We start from the raw sequence: 15,174 nt of genomic DNA, 5'->3' as shown, positions 1-15,174 counted from the left end.
CTGAAGCAGGTATGTCTACTTCCTTTGCCGATCTCCAGACCCTGCTGGGCGAGATCTCGCTGCGTGACGCCCATCGGCTCGGCCGCCGTCTGGACGGTGCCCGGCGCATCAAGAAGCCCGAGGCCCGGCAGGCCGTGCTCGACGAGATCGCCGCCGAGGCCGCCAGGTCCGCCGAGCGCGTCGCCCGGCGGGCCTCCCGCGTGCCCGAGGTCACGTACCCCGAACAGCTCCCGGTCAGCCAGAAGAAGGACACGATCCTGGAGGCGATACGGGACCACCAGGTCGTGATCGTCGCGGGTGAGACCGGCTCCGGCAAGACCACCCAGATCCCGAAGATCTGCATGGAGCTGGGCCGGGGCGTGCGCGGCATGATCGGGCACACCCAGCCCCGCCGGATCGCCGCCCGTACGGTCGCGGACCGCATCGCGGACGAGCTGAAGACCCCGCTCGGCGAGGCGGTCGGCTGGAAGGTCCGGTTCACCGACCAGGTCGACCAGGACGCGACCTTCGTGAAGCTGATGACGGACGGCATCCTGCTCGCCGAGATCCAGACCGACCGCGAGCTGCGTGCCTACGACACGATCATCATCGACGAGGCCCACGAGCGGTCCCTGAACATCGACTTCCTGCTGGGCTATCTGGCCCAGCTGCTGCCCCGGCGCCCCGACCTCAAGGTCGTGATCACCTCGGCGACCATCGACCCCGAGCGCTTCTCGCGCCACTTCGGGGACGCGCCCATCGTCGAGGTCAGCGGGCGTACGTATCCGGTGGAGGTGCGGTACCGCCCCCTGCTGGAAGAGGATTCCGAGGACGCCGACCGGGACCAGATCACCGCGATCTGCGACGCCGTCGACGAGCTCCAGGCGGAGGGCCCCGGCGACATCCTGGTCTTCCTCTCCGGAGAGCGCGAGATCCGCGACACGGCGGACGCCCTCGACAAGAGGAACCTCCGGTCCACCGAGGTGCTGCCGCTGTACGCGCGCCTGAGCCACGCCGAGCAGCACCGCGTCTTCCAGCAGCACACCGGCCGCAGGATCGTGCTCGCCACGAACGTCGCCGAGACGTCGCTGACCGTGCCGGGCATCAAGTACGTCATCGACCCCGGCACCGCCCGTATCTCCCGCTACAGCCACCGCACCAAGGTGCAGCGGCTGCCCATCGAGGCGATCTCGCAGGCCAGCGCCAACCAGCGCAAGGGCCGCTGCGGCCGTACCAGCGACGGCGTCTGCATCCGGCTCTACTCCGAGGACGACTTCCTCTCCCGGCCGGAGTTCACCGACGCGGAGATCCTCCGTACCAACCTGGCGTCCGTCATCCTCCAGATGACCGCGGCCGGGCTCGGCGACATCGAGAAGTTCCCCTTCATCGACCCGCCGGACCACCGCAACATCCGCGACGGCGTCCAGCTCCTCCAGGAGCTGCACGCGCTGGACCCGGCGGAGAAGGACCCCCGCAAGCGGCTCACCCCGATGGGCCGCAAGCTCGCGCAGCTGCCGGTCGACCCGCGGCTCGCCCGGATGGTCCTGGAGGCCGACAAGAACGGCTGTGTCCGCGAGGTCATGGTCATCGCCGCCGCGCTGTCCATCCAGGACCCGCGCGAGCGCCCCTCCGACAAGCAGCAGCAGGCCGACCAGCAGCACGCCCGCTTCAAGGACGAGACGAGCGACTTCCTCGCCTTCCTCAACCTGTGGCGGTACGTGCGCGAACAGCAGAAGGAGCGCGGCTCCTCCAGCTTCCGCCGGATGTGCAAGCAGGAGTACCTGAACTTCCTGCGCATCCGGGAGTGGCAGGACATCTACTCCCAGCTGCGGACGGTCGCCAAGACCATGGGCATTCACCTCAACGAGGAGGACGCCCCGGAGCAGAGCGTCCATGTGTCGCTGCTGGCGGGCCTCCTCTCCCACATCGGGCTGAAGGACACCGACAAGAACGAGTACCTGGGCGCCCGCAGCGCCAAGTTCGCGATCTTCCCGGGCTCCGCCCTCTTCAAGAAGCAGCCCAAGGTCCTGATGTCGGCCGAGCTCGTGGAGACCTCCCGCCTGTGGGCGCGGGTCAACGCGAAGATCGAGCCCGAGTGGATCGAGCCGCTCGCCCAGCACCTGGTCAAGCGCACCTACAGCGAGCCGCACTGGGAGAAGGACCAGGCCGCGGTGATGGCGTACGAGAGGGTCACGCTGTACGGCGTGCCGATCGTCGCCAACCGCAAGGTGAACTACGGCCGCATCGACCCGGAGGCCTCGCGTGAGCTGTTCATCCGCAACGCGCTGGTCGAGGGCGACTGGCGCACCCACCACAAGTTCTTCGCCGACAACCGCAAGCTGCTCACCGAGGTCGAGGAGCTGGAGCACCGGGCGCGGCGCCGCGACATCCTGGTGGACGACGAGACGCTCTTCGACTTCTACGACCAGCGGGTGCCCGAACACGTGGTGTCGGGGGCGCACTTCGACTCCTGGTGGAAGCACAAACGCCATGAGGAGCCGGAGTTCCTGGACTTCGAGCGGGAGATGCTCATCCGGGAGTCGGCGCTCGCCGTCACCAAGGACGACTATCCGGACAACTGGCGCCAGGGCCGGCTCAAGTTCAAGGTCACCTACCAGTTCGAGCCGGGCGCGGACGCGGACGGCGTGACCGTCCACATCCCGCTCCAGGTCCTCAACCAGGTCACCGACGAGGGCTTCGACTGGCAGATCCCGGGCCTGCGCGAGGAGGTGGTGACGGAGCTGATCCGCTCCCTCCCCAAGCCGATCCGCCGCCACTACGTGCCCGCGCCCAACTTCGCGACGAAGTTCCTGGAGCGCGCGGTGCCGTTGCAGGAGCCGCTGCCGGTGACGCTGGCGCGCGAGCTCCAGCGGATGGTGGGGGTGCCGGTCACGGCCGAGGACTTCGACCTGACGCGCGTCCCGGACCACCTGAAGATCACGTTCCGGATCGTCGACGAGCGGCGCCGCAAGCTGGCCGAGGACAAGGACCTCGAAGCGCTCAAGCTCCAGTTGCGCCCCAAGGCCCGCCAGGCGCTCTCCCAGGCCGCCGCTGCGGCCGCCCCCTCGGGCGGCGTCTCCATCGAGCGCACGGGCCTGACCGACTGGACGATCGGCACCCTGACGAAGGTCTTCGAGACCAAACGGGCGGGACAGCCGGTGAAGGCCTACCCGGCCCTCGTCGACTCCGGTGAGACCGTCTCCGTACGGCTCTTCGACACCGAGGCCGAGCAGCAGCAGGCGATGTGGCGCGGCACCCGCAAGCTGATCCTGCTGAACATCCCGGTGAACCCGGCGAAGTTCGCCTCGGACAAGCTGACGAACCAGCAGAAGCTCGCCCTGTCCCGCAATCCGCACGGCTCGGTGCAGGCGCTCTTCGACGACTGCGCCACGGCCGCCGCCGACAAGCTGATCGCGGACCACGGGGGTCCCGCGTGGGACGAGGAGTCCTTCCGCAAGCTCTTCGACAAGGTGCGCGCGGACCTCGTCGACGCGACCGTACGGACGGTCGGGCAGGTCCAGCAGATCCTGGCCGCCTGGCAGGCCTGCGAGCGCCGTCTGAAGGCCACCAACAGCCTGGTCCTGATCAACAACCTCCAGGACGTACGGGAGCAGCTGGCGGCCCTGATGCCGGCGGGTTTCGTGACCCTGACGGGGCTGCGCCGGCTGCCGGACCTGATGCGCTATCTGGTGGCGGTGGACCGGCGGCTCCAGCAGATGCCGACGTCGGTGCAGCGCGACACCACGCGCATGGAGAAGGTCCACGAGATGCAGGACGAGTACGCCTGGCTCCTGGAGCAGATGCCGCAGGGGCGGCCGGTGCCGCGGGAGGTCCTGGACATCCGCTGGATGATCGAGGAGCTGCGGGTCAGCTACTTCGCACACGCGCTGGGCACGGCGTTCCCCGTCTCGGACAAGCGGATCGTGAAGGCGATCGACGCGGCGGCGCCGTGACGACGGCCGTGACGACGGCTGTGGACGGACGCCGTGACGACCCCATCGCCCTGAGTGAGTTCGACCTGACCAGCTGACCTGCTGTAGAGTCTCTCTCGCAGCCAAGGAGCAAGCACAGGCTGCGAAACCTGGTCCTGTGGAGCAGTTTGGAGTGCTCGCCACCCTGTCAAGGTGGAGGCCGCGGGTTCAAATCCCGTCAGGACCGCAGCGAAGTCGAAGCCCGTATCCCTCGTGGATGCGGGCTTCGGTGCTGTCCAGCCCCGCCCCGCCGGAGGCCGCGCCCTGCGGCGGAGCCGCGCAACAGACACAGCAAATCCCGTCAGGACCGCAGTGAAACCGAAGCCCGCGCCCCCGCGGATGCGGGCTTCGGTGCTGTTGCCCGCCCCCTCGTGACAAGTGGGCCCGGATCCCCCTGGATTCGGGCCCACTTGGCGTTTCCGGCCGTCTTGACGCGGTCATCCGGCGCCGGTACCCAAGGAGGAGGTACAGCGGGCCCCACTCCGGAGGTGGCGCATGAAGGCGTCGTCCGCGAGGCACGAGACACGGGCGTTGCTGCGCGCCCATCTGTCGGCCGCGAGCGGCTACCGGCACGTCACCCGCCACTGCCCCGTCTGTTCGCGCCTCCTGCGGCTCGCCATGGAGCCCTCCACCGAGCCCGACCCCCTCCTCGCCCTCCCCGAGACGCCCCAGGAGCCCCGGCCCGGCATCGCGGCCGAGGACGAAAGTCCCGCCGAGCGGTGACCTACGGCGGGTTGGCCGGCCCCCGGACGGTGGCAGGCTGTCCTCAGAAAGCGCTCCGGGCGGTGTGACGCGAGTCACCGAACGAGTTTTGGGAACCGGGGAACTTACACCGCGCCTACAACCCCCCAATTTAATATGTGCAATTGCACCACTCCCCGAAGGGCACCGGGGATGCCCCGCGAACTACCCCCGGACGGCCCGGACAGTCCCGGACCGGGACATAAAAAAGACCGCGCTGGACCCGGCGGAGTCCAGCGCGGCCGATGACGGCGAGCCCGTTGGGGCGGGCAGGGCGTCAGTGGAGCTATGGGGTGGGCGACCGGAGTGGGGGCCCCGGAATGCCCGTTATCGGGGTGTTGTTCAGGCCTCGCTACGCTGCTGCGGAATACCCGCAAGCAGCGCACGGACCTCTGCTTCGCGGTACCGGCGGTGTCCACCCAGCGTGCGGATGGACGTGAGCTTGCCCGCCTTCGCCCAGCGGGTGACCGTCTTCGGGTCCACGCGGAACATCGTGGCAACCTCAGCCGGGGTCAGCAGCGGCTCGGCATCAGGGGTGCGAGCGGTCATGAGCGGCCTCCTCGGGAGAACCGAACCTTCTCGGTTCTTTCCTCTAAATTCTGCACCTTGACCCGCGTTGCCCGAAATGGCGGACGCGAGCCGAGTCGGTTATAGGACGAACGGCTTGTCCTCGGCACTACAACTACACCATCTGTCCAGCCACGTCGGCCAAACCGATGGAATTGCCCTCCCAGGTGTTCATCAGCGACGGAAGCCGATGGACCATGCCATAGCGGACAGTCACGCCACAGTGACGATCAGTCACAGAGCGATCAGGAGTCATCAGACCCCCCATAGCAGGCAATACCAAGCAATCCGCCCTTAGTTGGACGGAAGGAGCCCTCCCCGGACTCCTTGTCCTATTTTGGCACGAGGGTGGGGGATCGACGCAAGGGCCCAGTAAGTGCGGTCCGTCACGCTTGAGGCAAAGGCCCGGATCAGGACCTACGTCCCGAGCACCCGCTCGTCAGGGTCACTCAGGCGTACGAAGACACCCACCCGAACGGGTGAGCGCGCGGCGCGTTCGGACGCCTCTTCAGTCCGACAGGCCGTCAGTTCGCCATCCGGCGCTCCCGTACGGTCCGCCAGCGCTCCGTGAAGCGCTCGTACGCCCTCGCCGCCCCCGCGCCGTCCCCGGCCCGCAGCGCGGCGATCCCCTCGGCCACGTCGGCCGCCGAGCGGTCCTCCTCCAGCCGCGCCCTCGGCAGGGCGTGCACCAGCCCGCCGTAGTCCAGCTCCACCAGCGAGCGGGGGTGGAACTCCTCCAGCCAGCGCCCCACGTCGATCAGCCCCTCCGTCAGGGGCCCCTCGTCGATGTGGTCGCGCAGGGTCCGCAGCGCCCGCGCGAGGCGGCGACGGGCCTGGACCATCGGGGTGCGGTAGCGCAGCACGGGCGCCGCGCCGCTCTCCGCCCGGACATACTCCCTGTCTTCGTCCGAAAAGACTGTGAACCAGCTCACAGGGACGTGCCAGACCGCTGTGAGGATCCACGGCCGGGCGTCCGGGTTCGCCTCCCGCCACCGCTCGTAGTCCGCCGCGGCCTGCCGGCGCACCACCGGCGGCAGCAGCGCGTCGAGCACCGGCGCCGGGAACTGGTCCGCCAGCACCTCCAGGGCCTGCCAGCCGCGCAGCCGGGTCCGCCACGGGCAGACGCACACCACCCCGTCGACCTCGGCCACGAAGGCGTCCGCGCTCTCGTGGACCGGCACGGCCATCGGCGGCGTCGGCACCAGGTCCGCCAGCGCGCGCCGGTGTTCGTCCTGGGCGTCGGGGGTGCGCCCGCGCTCCGCGTACCGCGCCCAGTGGGCGCGCTCCGGTTCGGGGAAGGCGGCCAGCGGCTCGTACACCCGCAGATAGGACGCGTACGGGACGAGCACCGAGGACACCACCGCCATGGGTCGAATCGTCCCACGCGCGCGGGGGACGGGAGGGTGATCCTCGGCACTGCGCCTGATCTACGCACGCGTAGGACTTACTCTGCTCCCAGCGCGGCCCCGGGCGGGCCGCGACGCGGCCCGCCCCACCCACAGGCGGACCGCCAAACGCCGCTTCGTACTTGGGAGTCACCACCGTGACCGATGTGACCGGCGACGCCGTCAGCTCAGCGGATGTTCTGCACACCCTGTTCCGATCGGACCAGGGCGGACACGAACAGGTCGTGCTGTGCCAGGACCGCGCCACGGGCCTCAAGGCCGTCATCGCCATCCACTCCACCGCCCTGGGCCCGGCCCTCGGCGGAACGCGCTTCTACCCCTACGCCAGTGAGGCCGAGGCCGTCGCCGACGCGCTCAACCTCTCGCGCGGCATGTCGTACAAGAACGCCATGGCCGGCCTCGACCACGGCGGCGGCAAGGCCGTGATCATCGGCGACCCGGAGACCGACAAGACCGAGGAACTCCTGCTCGCCTACGGGCGGATGGTGGCCTCGCTCGGCGGCCGTTACGTGACGGCGTGCGACGTCGGCACCTATGTGGCGGACATGGACGTGGTGGCGCGCGAGTGCCGGTGGACGACCGGCCGCTCCCCCGAGAACGGCGGCGCGGGCGACTCCTCCGTGCTCACCGCGTTCGGTGTCTTCCAGGGCATGCGGGCCAGCGCCCAGCACCTGTGGGGCGACCCGACGCTGCGCGGGCGCAAGGTCGGTGTCGCGGGTGTGGGCAAGGTGGGCCACTACCTCGTGGAGCACCTGGTGGCGGACGGCGCCGAGGTCGTGATCACCGATGTGCGCGAGGAGTCGGTGCGCCGCGTCCTCGACAAGCACCCGGGCAGTGTCACCGCGGTCGCCGACACGGCCGCGCTGATCCGGCTGGAGGGGCTGGACATCTACGCCCCGTGCGCCCTGGGCGGCGCGCTCGACGACGAGACCGTGCCGGTCCTCACCGCGAAGATCGTGTGCGGCGCGGCCAACAACCAGCTGGCGCACCCGGGTGTGGAGAAGGACCTCGCGGACCGCGCGATCCTCTACGCGCCCGACTACGTGGTCAACGCCGGTGGCGTGATCCAGGTCGCCGACGAGCTGCACGGCTTCGACTTCGACCGCTGCAAGGCGAAGGCCGCGAAGATCTTCGACACCACGCTGGCCATATTCGCACGTGCGAAGGAAGACGGGATTCCGCCGGCCGCCGCGGCCGACCGGATCGCCGAGCAGCGCATGGCCGAGGCGCGCCGGCGCTGACGCTCGCGGCGTCCGATCCGGCGCCCCATCCGGCGACAGGGGAGACAAGACTCACGCCGGTCGGCGGGTCGGACGCCGAGAAGAGGTTAAAATCGCGGTTGACCAGCGAGGAAAGGGCTCCTTGCGGGTTCTGTGAAGTGGCACGTCATGCGGGCGGCGTACCGTATGGCCGCGGAAGCAGGTACCGTTGAAGCCCTACGGACACGGTCTCTCCACGGAGAGCCCGCTCCGAACCATGAACGCGTGTCAAGACTCTGGGGCCGTCGAGCCCCGTCACCGAGGGGGTCGAGCCATGGGGCGCGGCCGGGCAAAGGCCAAGCAGACGAAGGTCGCCCGCCAGCTGAAGTACAGCAGCGGCGGGACTGACCTGTCGCGTCTGGCCAACGAGCTGGGCGCATCGACTTCGCAGCCGATCTCGAATCAGCCGCCGAATGGCGAGCCGTTCGAGGACGACGACGAGGAAGACGACCCGTACGCCCGCTATGCGGAGCTGTACAACGAGGACGACGACGAGGACGAGGAGTCCGGTCCGTCGTCCCAGCGGCGCGGTGCTTGACGCGCGCTCGTCTTTCAGGGCCTTCGGCTTTTCGCAGCCATCATTTTAGCTGCTCAAGGCAGTACCGACCCGGCCCGGAGCTCACGCTCCGGGCCGGGTTCTGTGCTGTCCGCGGGCCTTACTTGGCGTAGTCGCCGGTGAGCTCGGCGCCGGTCGCGCGGTCACCGCGCTCGGTGATCCGGCCAGCCACCCAGGCGTCCACACCCCGGTCCGCCAGCGCCGTCAGGGCCACGTCCACCGAAGCCTCGGGGACGATCGCGATCATGCCGACGCCCATGTTCAGCGTCTTCTCCAGCTCCAGCCGCTCGACCTTGCCGGCCGTGCCGACCAGGTCGAAGACCGCGCCGGGCGCCCAGGTCGAGCGGTCGACCACGGCATGCAGGTGGTCGGGGATGACCCGGGCCAGGTTGTTGGCGAGTCCGCCGCCGGTGACATGGCTGAAAGCGTGCACCTCGGCGGTACGGGTGAGGGCCAGGCAGTCCAGCGAGTAGATCTTGGTCGGCTCCAGGAGCTCCTCGCCCAGGGTCCGGCCGAACTCCTCCACATGGCTCTCCAGCGACATCTTCGCCCGGTCGAAGAGCACGTGCCGGACGAGTGAGTACCCGTTCGAGTGAAGTCCGGAGGACGCCATGGCGATGACGACGTCACCCGTGCGGATGCGATCCGCGCCGAGCAGCCGGTCGTACTCGACCACACCGGTGCCGGCGCCGGCGACGTCGAAGTCGTCCGGACCCAGCAGGCCCGGGTGCTCCGCGGTCTCGCCGCCGACCAGCGCGCAGCCCGCGAGGACACAGCCCTCGGCGATGCCCTTCACGATGGCGGCGACCCGCTCGGGGTGCACCTTGCCGACGCAGATGTAGTCGGTCATGAACAGCGGCTCGGCGCCGCACACCACGAGGTCGTCCACGACCATGCCGACCAGGTCGTGGCCGATCGTGTCGTACACGCCGAGGCGGCGGGCGAGGTCGACCTTCGTGCCGACGCCGTCGGTGGCCGAGGCGAGCAGCGGACGCTCGTAGCGCTTGAGGGCGGAGGCGTCGAAGAGCCCGGCGAAACCGCCGAGGCCGCCCAGCACCTCGGGGCGCTTGGTCTTCTTCACCCACTCCTTCATCAGCTCGACCGCGCGGTCGCCCGCCTCGATGTCGACGCCCGCGGCTGCGTAGCTGGCACCAGTGGATTCAGCAGATGACATGGCTCTGGAGAACTTTCGTGTCGTACTGCAGGGTTCGTGCGGGCGCCTACGGGCGGCGCAGCGCGTCGGCCGCGGCCGTGGCGGCGGGACCGGCCGCGAGCTCGGTCTCCAGGAGCTGCTTGCCGAGCAGCTCGGGGTCCGGGAGCTCCATCGGGTAGACCCCGTCGAAGCAGGCGCGGCAGAGGTTGTCCTTGGGGATGGTGGTCGCCTCGATCATCGCGTCCGTGGAGATGTACGCGAGCGAGTCGGCGCCGAGCGAGGTGCCGATCTCCTCGATCGTCATCCCGTTGGCGATCAGCTCGGCGCGGGTCGCGAAGTCGATGCCGAAGAAGCACGGCCACTTGACCGGCGGGGACGAGATCCGGATGTGGACCTCGGCGGCCCCGGCCTCGCGGAGCATCTTCACCAGCGCGCGCTGGGTGTTGCCGCGCACGATCGAGTCGTCCACGACCACCAGGCGCTTGCCCCGGATGACTTCCTTCAGCGGGTTCAGCTTCAGCCGGATCCCGAGCTGGCGGATGGTCTGCGAGGGCTGGATGAAGGTGCGTCCGACGTAGGCGTTCTTGACCAGGCCCGAGCCGTACGGAATGCCGCTGGCCTCCGCGTAGCCGATGGCCGCGGGGGTTCCGGACTCGGGAGTCGCTATCACCAGGTCGGCCTCGGCCGGTGCTTCCTTGGCGAGTTTCCGACCCATCTCCACGCGGGAGAGGTAGACGTTCCGCCCGGCGATGTCGGTGTCGGGGCGGGCCAGGTACACGTACTCGAAGACACAGCCCTTGGGCTTCGCTTGCGCAAATCGAGAGGTGCGCAGACCGTTCTCGTCGATGGCGACGAGCTCGCCCGGCTCGATCTCGCGGACGAAGCTGGCGCCGCAGATGTCGAGGGCGGCGGTCTCCGACGCGACCACCCAGCCGCGCTCCAGCCGGCCGATGACCAGCGGGCGGATGCCCTGCGGGTCACGGGCGCAGTAGAGCGTCTGCTCGTCCATGAAGACCAGCGAGAACGCGCCCTGCACCTGGGGGAGGACCTTGGCGGCCGCCTCCTCCACGGTGAGGGGCTTGCCGTCGTCGTCGGTCTGCCCCGCGAGCAGGGCGGTGACGAGGTCGGTGTCGTTGGTGGCGGCGACCTGGGTCGCGCGGCCGTTCTCCTTGGGCAGGTCGGCGACCATCTCCGCCAGCTGGGCGGTGTTCACCAGGTTGCCGTTGTGGCCGAGCGCGATCGAGCCGTGGGCGGTCGCCCGGAACGTCGGCTGCGCGTTCTCCCACACGGAGGCACCGGTGGTCGAGTAGCGGGCGTGACCGACCGCGATATGGCCCTGGAGGGAACCGAGAGAGGTCTCGTCGAAGACCTGGGAGACGAGTCCCATGTCCTTGAAGACGAGGATCTGGGAGCCGTTGCTGACCGCGATTCCCGCGGATTCCTGGCCCCGATGCTGGAGGGCGTAAAGCCCGAAGTAAGTGAGCTTGGCGACCTCTTCACCCGGAGCCCAGACGCCGAAGACGCCGCAAGCGTCCTGGGGGCCTTTCTCGCCGGGGAGCAGATCATGATTGAGTCGACCGTCACCACGTGGCACGCCACCGAGTGTAGGCGAGATCGACCACTGGTCCGAATTGGGGATACGGACGAGACGAGGGCGGTGGGCGGTTTGTGGCATCTGCCGGACGGGGTGGAGCAGGGCTTTTCCCGCCACGGCGGGAAATGCGCGGTGGGTGGACCGGGCGGGGAATGTGACGGAGGTCGCGCGCGGGGGTGCGGGGTGCCGCCCGGGCGTCACCTGCCGTAGCCATATGACCACCCCGGCGGGGGCGGCATTCGGGCGGCCATTTCCGGCCCGGCGCCCGTCGGGGGTCCTTCTTTCAGCGGGAGAGCACCGGCGTCAGCGGGAGAGCACTGGCAGGAGCGCGGAGAGGTCCGCCCGCTCCCCGCTCGCCGCAATGCGCGCCGCGTCCACCTCGTCCGCCCACGCCCGGCGCCCGGTGGCGAGCCGGAGCCAGGTGAGCGGGTCGGTCTCGACGACGTTCGGGGGCGTGCCCCGGGTGTGCCGGGGGCCCTCGACGCACTGCACCACCGCGTATGGCGGGACGCGCACCTCCACCGACCCGCCCGGTGCCTTCGCCGCGAGCGCGTCGGCGAGCAGCCGGGTGCAGGCGGCGAGCGCCTGTCGCTCGTACGGGATGTCGAGGCCGGGCACGGCGTCGTTCAGGTCGTCGGTGTGGACGCAGAGCTCCACCGTGCGGGTGACCAGGTGGTCGGTGAGGGTCATGGTGCCGACGGGGGTCGACACCAGCCGGGTGTCCGGCGCGTCGGGCAGGAGCCGGGCGGTACGGGTGGCGATGTCGTCGTAGAGCGCGCCGAGGCCGGTCGCGGTGTCCACCGGCGGGGCGGGGGGCCGTACGGGCTCGGCGAACGGCCACTCCAGGAGGGTGAGCTCCGGGCGGGCGGGGGGCGCGAGCGGGGGCGGGGGCGGGGGCGGCTCGGCCAGGTTCCGGGCGACCACGTCGACGGCTTCCGCCAGGTGGAGGGCGAGGTCGCGCACGCTCCACCCCGCGAGCCGGGTCGGCCGCCCCAGAACCTCGGTCCCCAGCCCCGCCACGGCCTGGCGCACGTGCGCGAACTGGCCGAGAACGGCGGGGCGGATTTTGGCGGGGTCATAGGTGCGGGGGCGCGGGCGCTTTTTGGCGGGGGGCATGCGGGGAGCCTATTCCGGGGGCGGGGGGGTGTGGGGCCCGGACTTCGGCTGCGGGGCGGTGGTGGGGGCGGTGTGGGGCCCGGACTTCGGCTGCGGGCCGGTGGTGGGCTGGTCGCGCAGTTCCCCGCGCCCCCTATCGGGCCCGGACTTCGACTGCCGGTCGGTGGACGGTTGCTCGCGCCGTTCCCCGCGCCCCCTGTCGGGCGGGACTTCGTCTGCGGACCGTGCTGGGTTGCTCGCGCCGTTCCCCGCGCCCCTTAGGGGGTCGGGCGCAGCCGGAACCGTTGGCTCAGCCACTGGCTTTTAGGGGCGCGGGGAACTGCGCGAGCAACCCTCCACAACCCGCAGACAAAAACGAACCCCTCCAGGGGCGCGGGGAACTGCGCGATCAGCCGGCCAGGGCCCGCCGTCCGTCGGCGACCACCGGCCCCCGGGGGCGCTCGCGGGCCGTCGGCCGGCGAAGGGGGCTGGGGCTAGCTCGTCGGGAAGTCGCGCAAGCCGAACTCCACCAGATCGAACCCCCGCCCAGCCAACCGCACCGCGTCCGGCACGATCCGTTCGGCGGGTTCGCCGAGCAGCAGGCGGCGATGGTTCTCGCTGATCAGCGTCGCGCGCGTCCCCATCAGCTGGGCCGCCGCGACCCGCGCGAGCACCGGATCCCCGGTCTCCTCCTGGAGCGCCTCCGCGACCAGGTCGGAGCTGCGGACGAGCGCCGCGTGGGCCCGGTTCAGCAGCACCGGGGTCTCCATGATGAGCCGCAGCAGCTTGACGACCAGCGGCTGGTCGCAGAGGCCCACGGCGGCGTCGCGGGCCTCCACCGCCGCCAGGTAGTGGCGGCGTACGGCGGTGGTCACCGACTCACCGGGGGCGCGCTCGCGGACGGCGCGGACCACGTCCTCGGTGTGCTCCTCCACCGGCCCGAGCGCCAGGTCCTCCTTGCTGCCGAAGTGGTTGAAGACGGTCATCTTCGACACCTCGGCCGCCTCGGCGATCTCCGCCACCGAGACCTTGTCGAACCCCCGCTCGGTGAAGAGCTCCACGGCCGTGGCCATGAGCCGGCGCCGGGTCTGCCACTTCTTGCGCTCCCGCAGGCCCAGACCGGCCGGGGCGGGTGACTCCTCGTACTCCACCATGAGTATCACTGTACCAGGATGAATATTGGGCCCGGATGAAAGATTGACTCAGTACAGGTACGTCCCTCACAGTGGTGCCGAAGACGACCACGGCGTACGGCCCGTACCGGCGCCCGGAGGGGGAATTCACCATGTCCAGGACACCGGGCACAGCCATGCCCGAAGCAGCGCGGACGCTCCCGCGTACCAGCACACCGGCCCCCGCGGCCGACACCCCGATGTCCCCGGCCCGTACGAAGATCGCGTTCGCCGTCTGCCTGGTGACGATCCTGCTCGCGGTGCTCGACACCAACATCGTCTCGGCCGCGACCGTCCCGATCGTCCACGACCTGGACCCGGTGCACGGGGTGGACAAGATCCCGTGGCTGATCAGCGCGTTCGCGCTCGCCTCGGCGGCGGTGCTGCCGCTGTACGGGAAGCTGTGCGACACCATCGGCGCCAAGAAGGTGTTCGTGGGCGCCATCGCCACCTTCCTGCTCGGGTCCGCGCTGTGCGGGGCCGCCCAGTCCATGGGTCAGCTCATCGCGGCCCGCGCCGTGCAGGGCGTCGGCGGCGGCGGCCTGATGAGCGTGACCATGGTCGTCCTCGCCCAGCTCCAGGCCCCCGGCAACGGCGGCGGCGGGCGCGGCAAGGGCGGGAGCATCGGCGGAGTCGTGGCCGGAGCCGGCATGGCGCTCGGCCCGTGGCTCGGGGGCACGCTCGCGGACCACGCCGACTGGCGCTGGATCTTCTACGTCAACCTGCCGGTCGGCATCGCCGTGCTGGTCGGCGCGGCCGTGGTGCTCCGGCTGCCGGTCACCCCGGTGCGGCACCGGATCGACTTCGCGGGCGCGGTGCTCGCGGCGGCGTTCTCGGTGTCCCTGCTGCTGGTGACGGAGTGGGGCGGCAAGGACTACGCCTGGTCCTCACCGCAGATCCTCGGCCTCGCGACGGCGAGCGCGGCGGCCCTGGCCCTGTTCCTGCGCCGCCAGACCACGGCGGCCGAACCGATCCTGCCGCTGTCGATGTTCACGGTCCCCGCGATGCGGCTCGGCTTCGCCATCCAGGCGCTGGTCGGGGCCGCCATGATGGGCACCCTGGTCTACGTGATGATCTACCTCCAGGTCGTCCGGGGCATCGGGGCCACCTCGGCGGGCCTCTACCTCATCCCGATGGCGATCGGCATGACCGCGGTCGGCATCGCCTCGGAGCGGCTCGCGGCACGCGGCTGGTCCCAGAAGACCTTCGTCCTGGCCGGCTCGACCGCGGCGACGGCGGCCCTGGCCCTGCTGGCGACCACCGGGGTCACCACCAGCCTGTGGCAGATCCGGGCCGAACTGCTGCTGATGGGCGTCGGTTTCGGGCTGCTCGTCGGCCAGCTCGTCCTGATCGTCCAGCAGGCGGCCCCGCCCCGGCAGCTGGGCGTCGCGACGACGGGCACCCGCTTCTTCCAGACCCTCGGCAACGCCCTGGGCGCGGCCCTGTTCGGCACCCTGCTGAGCCGGGTGTACGAGGCGAAGGGCCCGGGCGGCTCCACGAGCGCGCTCGGCGCGCTGCGCGGACCGTCGCACGCGTCGGGGGCGCAGGCCCTCACGACGGGGATGGACGTGGTGTTCGTGGTGGGGGCGGTGCTGATGGCGGCGGCCGCCGTCCTGGCGACGCGCCTGCCCCGCCAGGCCGGTTGAGCCCCGGGGAGGACGGGGGAGGACGGGGGAGGGCC

The 15,174-nt window shown here is 70.5% G+C and carries 11 protein-coding genes and 1 tRNA gene; 6 read left to right on the top strand and 6 right to left on the bottom strand.

The features are described 5' to 3' along the window. The first annotated feature begins 11 nt into the window (after window positions 1-11). The 3 genes from hrpA (at window position 12) to AC069K_RS33240 (ending at window position 4,673) form a co-directional block, all read left to right on the top strand. On the top strand, window positions 12-3,932 hold the full coding sequence (gene hrpA, locus AC069K_RS33250; protein WP_478622321.1) for an ATP-dependent RNA helicase HrpA: 3,921 nt from the start codon (window positions 12-14) through the stop codon (window positions 3,930-3,932). 130 nt (window positions 3,933-4,062) lie between these two features. Beyond that, window positions 4,063-4,137, top strand: a tRNA-Asp gene (locus tag AC069K_RS33245). A gap of 308 nt (window positions 4,138-4,445) precedes the next feature. Further along, a complete protein-coding gene (locus tag AC069K_RS33240) occupies window positions 4,446-4,673 on the top strand; it encodes a DUF6274 family protein (protein WP_478622319.1) in 228 nt (75 codons plus the stop codon). A gap of 360 nt (window positions 4,674-5,033) precedes the next feature. On the opposite strand, the gene bldC is transcribed toward AC069K_RS33240, so the two are convergent. Further along, window positions 5,034-5,240 carry a developmental transcriptional regulator BldC gene (gene bldC / locus AC069K_RS33235; RefSeq protein WP_003949541.1) on the bottom strand — a complete coding sequence of 69 codons (207 nt, stop codon included), beginning with the start codon at window positions 5,238-5,240 and terminating at the stop codon, window positions 5,034-5,036. 542 nt (window positions 5,241-5,782) lie between these two features. Continuing rightward, a complete protein-coding gene (locus tag AC069K_RS33230) occupies window positions 5,783-6,625 on the bottom strand; it encodes a DUF8083 family protein (RefSeq protein ID WP_478622316.1) in 843 nt (280 codons plus the stop codon). A 176-nt stretch (window positions 6,626-6,801) separates the two neighbouring features. On the opposite strand from AC069K_RS33230, the gene AC069K_RS33225 reads away from it, so the two are divergent. Together AC069K_RS33225 and AC069K_RS33220 are read left to right on the top strand one after the other, a co-directional pair. Further along, a complete protein-coding gene (locus AC069K_RS33225; RefSeq protein WP_478622314.1) occupies window positions 6,802-7,905 on the top strand; it encodes a Leu/Phe/Val dehydrogenase in 1,104 nt (367 codons plus the stop codon). Between the two features lie 292 nt (window positions 7,906-8,197). Next, window positions 8,198-8,461, top strand: a complete 264-nt coding sequence (locus AC069K_RS33220; protein WP_358836007.1) for a DUF3073 domain-containing protein — start codon at window positions 8,198-8,200, stop codon at window positions 8,459-8,461. Window positions 8,462-8,579: 118 nt separating this feature from the next. Here the strand turns inward: AC069K_RS33220 and purM are convergent, their stop codons facing one another. From purM to AC069K_RS33200, 4 genes are all read right to left on the bottom strand, one after another. Then, window positions 8,580-9,653, bottom strand: a complete 1,074-nt coding sequence (gene purM / locus AC069K_RS33215; protein ID WP_365104268.1) for a phosphoribosylformylglycinamidine cyclo-ligase — start codon at window positions 9,651-9,653, stop codon at window positions 8,580-8,582. A 46-nt stretch (window positions 9,654-9,699) separates the two neighbouring features. After that, window positions 9,700-11,226, bottom strand: a complete 1,527-nt coding sequence (gene purF / locus AC069K_RS33210) for an amidophosphoribosyltransferase (protein WP_365104271.1) — start codon at window positions 11,224-11,226, stop codon at window positions 9,700-9,702. 303 nt (window positions 11,227-11,529) lie between these two features. Then, window positions 11,530-12,342: a sterol carrier family protein gene (locus tag AC069K_RS33205; protein WP_478622311.1), complete on the bottom strand. Its 813-nt coding sequence runs from the start codon at window positions 12,340-12,342 to the stop codon at window positions 11,530-11,532. Window positions 12,343-12,815: 473 nt separating this feature from the next. Beyond that, a complete protein-coding gene (locus AC069K_RS33200; protein ID WP_365104277.1) occupies window positions 12,816-13,475 on the bottom strand; it encodes a TetR/AcrR family transcriptional regulator in 660 nt (219 codons plus the stop codon). Between the two features lie 218 nt (window positions 13,476-13,693). On the opposite strand from AC069K_RS33200, the gene AC069K_RS33195 reads away from it, so the two are divergent. Further along, window positions 13,694-15,139, top strand: coding sequence for an MFS transporter (locus tag AC069K_RS33195; RefSeq protein ID WP_478622364.1), 1,446 nt, complete (start codon window positions 13,694-13,696; stop codon window positions 15,137-15,139). Window positions 15,140-15,174 lie beyond the last annotated feature (35 nt).

Source organism: Streptomyces sp. NPDC043908, assembly GCF_056435525.1.
This window is presented reverse-complemented; position numbering and strand designations above follow the sequence as displayed.

Excerpts from the sequence above, each read along its gene's own strand:
- bldC (WP_003949541.1), bottom strand. The coding sequence starts at position 5,240 with ATGACCGCTCGCACCCCTGATGCCGAGCCGCTGCTGACCCCGGCTGAG.
- AC069K_RS33195 (WP_478622364.1), top strand. The coding sequence starts at position 13,694 with ATGTCCCCGGCCCGTACGAAGATCGCGTTCGCCGTCTGCCTGGTGACG.
- purM (WP_365104268.1), bottom strand. The coding sequence starts at position 9,653 with ATGTCATCTGCTGAATCCACTGGTGCCAGCTACGCAGCCGCGGGCGTC.
- hrpA (WP_478622321.1), top strand. The coding sequence starts at position 12 with ATGTCTACTTCCTTTGCCGATCTCCAGACCCTGCTGGGCGAGATCTCG.
- AC069K_RS33200 (WP_365104277.1), bottom strand. The coding sequence starts at position 13,475 with ATGGTGGAGTACGAGGAGTCACCCGCCCCGGCCGGTCTGGGCCTGCGG.
- AC069K_RS33205 (WP_478622311.1), bottom strand. The coding sequence starts at position 12,342 with ATGCCCCCCGCCAAAAAGCGCCCGCGCCCCCGCACCTATGACCCCGCC.
- AC069K_RS33240 (WP_478622319.1), top strand. The coding sequence starts at position 4,446 with ATGAAGGCGTCGTCCGCGAGGCACGAGACACGGGCGTTGCTGCGCGCC.
- AC069K_RS33220 (WP_358836007.1), top strand. The coding sequence starts at position 8,198 with ATGGGGCGCGGCCGGGCAAAGGCCAAGCAGACGAAGGTCGCCCGCCAG.
- AC069K_RS33230 (WP_478622316.1), bottom strand. The coding sequence starts at position 6,625 with ATGGCGGTGGTGTCCTCGGTGCTCGTCCCGTACGCGTCCTATCTGCGG.